The sequence below is a fragment of the Chitinophaga sp. genome, from assembly GCF_036569185.1.
In the GTDB taxonomy this organism is placed as follows: domain Bacteria; phylum Bacteroidota; class Bacteroidia; order Chitinophagales; family Chitinophagaceae; genus Chitinophaga.
Window position 1 is genome coordinate 1 of sequence record NZ_DATCRD010000392.1, and the last position, 5,598, is coordinate 5,598.

6 protein-coding genes are annotated in these 5,598 nt (G+C 43.9%); 4 read left to right on the forward strand and 2 right to left on the reverse strand.

What is annotated here, in order from left to right; genetic code table 11:
* Positions 1-334: 334 nt before the first annotated feature.
* Positions 335-547 carry a helix-turn-helix transcriptional regulator gene (locus VIM72_RS29645; RefSeq protein WP_332006422.1) on the forward strand — a complete coding sequence of 71 codons (213 nt, stop codon included), beginning with the start codon at positions 335-337 and terminating at the stop codon, positions 545-547.
* Between the two features lie 20 nt (positions 548-567).
* Positions 568-1,290, forward strand: a complete 723-nt coding sequence (locus VIM72_RS29650; RefSeq protein ID WP_332006423.1) for a hypothetical protein — start codon at positions 568-570, stop codon at positions 1,288-1,290.
* Positions 1,291-1,298: 8 nt separating this feature from the next.
* Here VIM72_RS29650 and VIM72_RS29655 read toward each other — a convergent pair whose 3' ends face one another.
* Complete coding sequence (locus tag VIM72_RS29655) at positions 1,299-2,033, reverse strand: HNH endonuclease (protein WP_332006424.1); 735 nt, start codon at positions 2,031-2,033, stop codon at positions 1,299-1,301.
* Between the two features lie 254 nt (positions 2,034-2,287).
* Between VIM72_RS29655 and VIM72_RS29660 the strand changes: the two genes are divergently transcribed.
* Positions 2,288-2,665, forward strand: a complete 378-nt coding sequence (locus VIM72_RS29660) for an RNA polymerase sigma factor (protein WP_332006425.1) — start codon at positions 2,288-2,290, stop codon at positions 2,663-2,665.
* Complete coding sequence (locus VIM72_RS29665; protein WP_332006426.1) at positions 2,655-3,026, forward strand: hypothetical protein; 372 nt, start codon at positions 2,655-2,657, stop codon at positions 3,024-3,026. Before VIM72_RS29660 ends, VIM72_RS29665 begins: the two co-directional genes overlap by 11 nt.
* 80 nt (positions 3,027-3,106) lie before the next feature.
* On the opposite strand, the gene VIM72_RS29670 is transcribed toward VIM72_RS29665, so the two are convergent.
* Complete coding sequence (locus tag VIM72_RS29670) at positions 3,107-4,954, reverse strand: ABC transporter ATP-binding protein (RefSeq protein ID WP_332006427.1); 1,848 nt, start codon at positions 4,952-4,954, stop codon at positions 3,107-3,109.
* Positions 4,955-5,598: the final 644 nt, after the last annotated feature.

Consider the following 5,598-nt stretch of genomic DNA (forward strand, 5'->3'; position numbering starts at 1 on the left):
TCTTCATATTGAGTATCCTCAGCAGCCAGTGTTTCCGAAAGCCAGAGCCAAAGCGTTTGCCGGGCTGTAGCTGGAGGAAACAGTTCACAGAAGCGGCTAATAACCAGCATGGAATCCATAGATTCCTGCTCGGATAAATGAGTATAGTGAAATAATGATGATGAGGTTTGCATACAATAGATTTTAATTATACTCTGAGATAGTAAAATTATAATAATAAATGTGATTATAGTTATTTAAAATACTAATAGTATGCTTATTTATGTGATTTTTACGATGTCATAATGATTTTGTTTATGCTTATATTGGTGAAAATTATGCTTGTAAAGCGGTTATGGCAGATAAAGTATTTAATAGAATAAAAGCAGTGCTCGCTGAAAAAGGCAGAACAAATAATTGGCTGGCTGAAACTTTGGACATGAATAGAAATACTGTATCAAAGTGGTGTACGAATCAGATGCAACCAACCATAGAAACATTGTTTAAAATCGCGCAGGCTTTAGACGTAGAGGCGAGAGATTTACTGGTATTACGAAAAACTAAATAACCCTTTATTTGTCAAACCCAATGCCACATAAGGAGCAGCTTCACCTGCTTCGTCAGCAAATTCCTATCGGTATCCGTCAGGGTATCCAACTGCTTAATCAAACCAATGGAGATGTTGATAAGGCGCGGCAATTGTTTGAAGTTGCAGCAATCGAAACGGTCATTCAAAAAGCGGCTGTCTCCGCAGATACAGCCAGGAAGTATTTAGTAACACATCACTACGATATTCCCCAAGCTATTGCCCGTATTAATTCAGAACGGTTTACTTTATCTGAGCGTATCTTACAGAAATCGAAGAATAAGAAAGAAGATGCACTGGCGCTTATTGTCCAGAATGTTGAATCTTCCTCCAGTATCCAAAGAGAATTCTGGTTGCCTTTGGAAGAACTGGCATATTTACCTCCACCTGTGTATTGCTTATTGGTAGTGCATGAATTTTTAAACTATGAAGATTGGGAAGGCTTTGCCAGCGCTATTTACTTCCACTCCGGTATAGTCACCATCCAGCTGGAAACATTGCCCGGATTGGAGTTTGTAGCAAATCACCTGCGCGAGGCAAAAAGGCGTAGCGACGAAATTTACCAGCAGCATAAATACCGCAACGAGCTGGCGTCGGAAGTAGCCAATAAAGTGGCCAATGATGCTGAGTTTTGTAGCCACCAGGCTGGATTTGAATCAGCAAAGCCGCTGATTATTGACCGGTTGTATAGTCTGGTGATGGAGCATGTTGGGGTGTTTCCGTAAAATAACCCTTACCTGCGCATCATCCTCTCTCGTAATCCTTCAACCGATAAGGTATTTATATCCTTATGCAACATTCGGTGACAATTGGAACATACTAGTGCAAGATCATTTAAGCTTGTTTTTGTAGAAGCTGTTATGCTTGAAAGAGGAGTTCTATGATGACATTCGATAAAGCCTTTACCTATATCTCCGTAAGAAATATAAAAGTCAAATCCGCAAACTTCACAAAGTAATTTGCCTTTCTTCTTTAGTGTGTCTTCCTTTTTTAACTTAACAATGGCTGGTACTCGCTCTCTTACTTTATGCAGTTTATATAAGATGGATCCTTCTTCTACACTATCTTGGACAGTTTGCTCGTCCTCTTCAATTTGAAAGATCTCTTTTTTTATTAACGGATCTGTTACTGCTTTGGTTATTTCTGCCGCTAATTTTCTTAGCTGAACTTTTTTATCAATAAATTCTTCAAACAGTATTTTATCAAGCTTGGAGGCTCCTTTTAAGCCTTTGCCAGCATAATTTTTTTTATCTAATGACATGAAGTTCGCTAGTTTTCGTGCCACTCCATTTACATTCCTGAACTTTATGGGATCAGGACGCTCAAGATCTAAAGGAAGGCTCCTCAATAAATCACTCAATGCTATAATCTTCGGATTTTTACTATCAACGCTGCCTCTATCAGGGGAAAAATAGAGATCGAGTGCTAGTATAATTTCATCCCTATGCCACTTTGGATTGCTTTTCATGGTACAATGTATGGACACTCAATTCACAAATGGGTAAAGTTGTTCTTATAATGATATCTATAATATCAGTATAAGACACAAATATAATTACAGAATTCCTCATTCCCCCTTTGCTAATCCCCTCTTTTCTCCCTATTTTTACCTTAATGTCCACGCACCGTCCAAAACAATCTCACCTCCAACTAAAGTCAGTATTTGACCTGCTATACGTGCGCCTTTGCCGGTTTGCCAGTCTTTTAATTGCTGATCCAGCCATGGCAGAGGATATCGTTCAAAAAGTCTTCATAAATTATGAGCAGGAAGACGATGATTTTCCCGCTATTAAAACCTACCTGTACAAAGAAGTGCTGAACGCCTGCAACCAACATACTGCAGCGGTTAAAACAGCCGTTATAAAGGCAGAGGTAGGCGGGGAAATAAACCGGGCTATCGCTGCACTGCCGGAGGGCTGCAGCAAAGTTTTCAAGCTTAGCTATGTGGAAGAACTGAAAAATGAAGAGATAGCAGCAGAAATGGCGATGCCGGTTAGCTGGGTGAAAACGCAAAAAGTACGTGCATTGGAGTTATTGCATTGGCGGTTAAAGCCGGAAACTTTTCTCGTATTAAATTTCTTCCTGTCCATTGCAGAATGATCTGGAGTCATATCAACATGGAGCCCGGTTAATAGTAAAGTATTGGGAAAACAAGCTTTCAGCTGAAGAAAGCGAAGCGCTGGAGGCATGGATAGCTGGCAGTGAAGAAAACCGGTTATTATTTGCGGAACTGACAAAAGAAGCTACTTTAAAAGAGGAGCTGAAGCAGATGGACAGGTTCCATCCACAGAAGGCCTGGAAAAACATTGAAGCCGCACGCAGGGAAAGGAAACAGGTTCCCTGGGCGGGCGTTGTTGCTACGCTGATCATGTTACTGCTGGCCATTACCTTAAAGTGGTGCTATCTCCGCGAGGCGCCGCCTGCAGATAAAAAAATGAATAATAGGGGTATGGGTGGTTGAGCCGCGTCAGGTAAGGAAAGAGGGATCACCTCTTCTTTCCGCCATAGATTTTTATAAAGCGTCTCCCGGAAGGAGGCGCTTTATTTGTATCCGGCGGCCTGCAGCTCAAACAGTTCGGCATACCGTCCTTTGCGGGCAAGCAGTTCTTCATGGCTCCCTATTTCAACAAGGGTACCACGTTCCAGTACCAGGATGCGGTTGGCCATGCGTACAGTGGAAAACCGGTGTGATATCAACACGGCAGTTTTATCGCGGGTAAGATCCGCAAACCGTAGAAATACATTGTACTCCGCCCGTGCATCCAGGGCGGAAGTGGGCTCATCAAGTATCAGCAGTTGAGCATCTTTCATATAGGCTCTTGCCAGCGCTATCTTCTGCCATTCGCCGCCGGAAAGTTCTATACCCTGGTTAAAGCGCCGTCCCAGCATTTGCTCGTAGCCGAGCGGCATCTTTTCTATAAGGGGGGAAGCAAGACTTTGCCTGGCTGCATCTTCAATCATCGGGAGGTTATTGCTTTGAGCGATGTTGCCTACAGCAATGTTTTGCGAAACTGTCATCTGGTAACGCTGGTAGTCCTGGAATATAACGCCTACCTGTGTACGTAATTCCTTCAGATCATATTCGCGGAGATCAATACCGTCGAGCAGGATACGTCCCTCCACCGGATCGTATAGGCGCGACAATAATTTCACAAGGGTGGTTTTACCGGCGCCATTCTCTCCTACCAGCGCTAACTTCTCGCCCGGATGAAGCGTGAAGTTAAGATGGCGGATAGCCCATTTATCTGCATTAAGATATTTAAAACCCACATCCTCGAAAGTAAATCCCCGTTGAATAGGCCGTGGAAACGCCCGCGGATGAAGCACAGGAACCATTTTAGGCTGTATCTCAAAAAATTCAAACAAATCGCGCAGGTAAAGGGCGCCCTGTGTAACGCTGGAAAACCGGATAAGGATTCCCTGGAACGTAGTGCGCAACTGCCGGAAAGATCCCGCAAGAAAAGCCAGGTCGCCAATACTGAGATGCCCGTGAATCGTTTGCAGGATAATGATCACATAAGCGGTATAATATCCCGCCGCGCCTACTATGGCGAAAACGGTGCCCCAGATGGAATCCCTGATCTGCAGCGCTTTTTTATCAGTATAAAATTTATGGGAGATGGATTTAAAGCGGTCTACCAGGAAATTGGAAAGATCAAACACTTTCACTTCTTTCGCGGTTTCATCACTGGCGCCAAGATAGCGGATATAATCCAGCTCTCGCCTGTCAGATGTTTGCCCCCAGGCCAGTTTGTAATACAGGTCGTTGAAGTGCGACTCATTCAGAAAAGCCGGGATCACTGCCAGCAGCAGTAATAATATGAGCCAGGGGTTGAACAGCACCAATCCTGCGGCAAGAAAAACAATGGTAATAATATCCTGCACCTGGCTCAGTACCTGTGCCAGCAATACCGTTCTGCCACTGGTTTGCTGCCGGGCGCGCTCCAGTTTATCATAGAATTCTGCATCTTCAAACTGGTCGAGGTCCAGTTGGGCGGCATGTTCCATAATTTTTACGGAGGTATGGTTGGCAAACAGGTCACCCAAAAGGCCATCCAGCAACGAAATAGCGCGACTAAGCGCATCAGATATAATGGCCAGGCCCAGTTCCATTGCTACCAGTTGCCACAACCAGGTAGTGGAATGCCCCGGGTCTTTGGTGAGATGCACTACCTGGTCAATGATCAGCTTGCCTACATACAACAACGATAATGGCATGGTAGCCTGGCCCACTCTCAGTACCGTGTTCGCTATGGTCAGCCCCGGGCTGGTTTGCCATACCATCCGGAAAAATGCCGGTAAATTGCGAAGAGCGGCCAGCCGCTCTTTAAAGGTTAATTTTTCATCTTTCCCCGAACGTCTTTTCCGGGAAGTTGCCATTGCACTCATGAAGGTAATTTACGAAAATTGCCTTGCTGAATGCATAAGCATATTGTGTAAAAGGATTTTGTATTTTTGGTTTTCATGTGAATAAACAGGAATGCTATGTTATTATTGATCGTTTCCTTACTGGTAGTTTGTTGTGTGATCGTTGCCGGCGTTGTATACGCGGTGAATGAACAATCCAGACAATGGGCTGCATCGGAGAATTAATACTGCGCCTATGTTGCAGCAGCGCCCGCCTTCGGCGGGTAAATTGTCCTGGAGCAGGATTATGATGATTTTGCTGATTTGTCTGACTTTATTTTAGCAGGTATCTGAGTGCTGTAGTCAGATAGAAAACTCCCCTGCAATTATTTTGGCTGCTGCCCGGTTAGAGCATAAACAGGACAGATAGAAATAACCCCAGGTTTTATTTCAGATAAAGAATCACCCGTGATTATTTTGGCGGTTGCGCAGCCGGAGCATAGACAAGATAGATGGAAATAACCTTAACCCCGATTTCAGATACTGGTTCCATCTGTACTTTCACTGATTAGTAAAAGACATTAATAGAGGGATGCGCCGCACAGCTGCGTTATACCAGCGTATTGGAGCTTAATTTAATTAGCATTTATCGATATGCGTGAAAAAAGAACGGTGCTGAATTACCT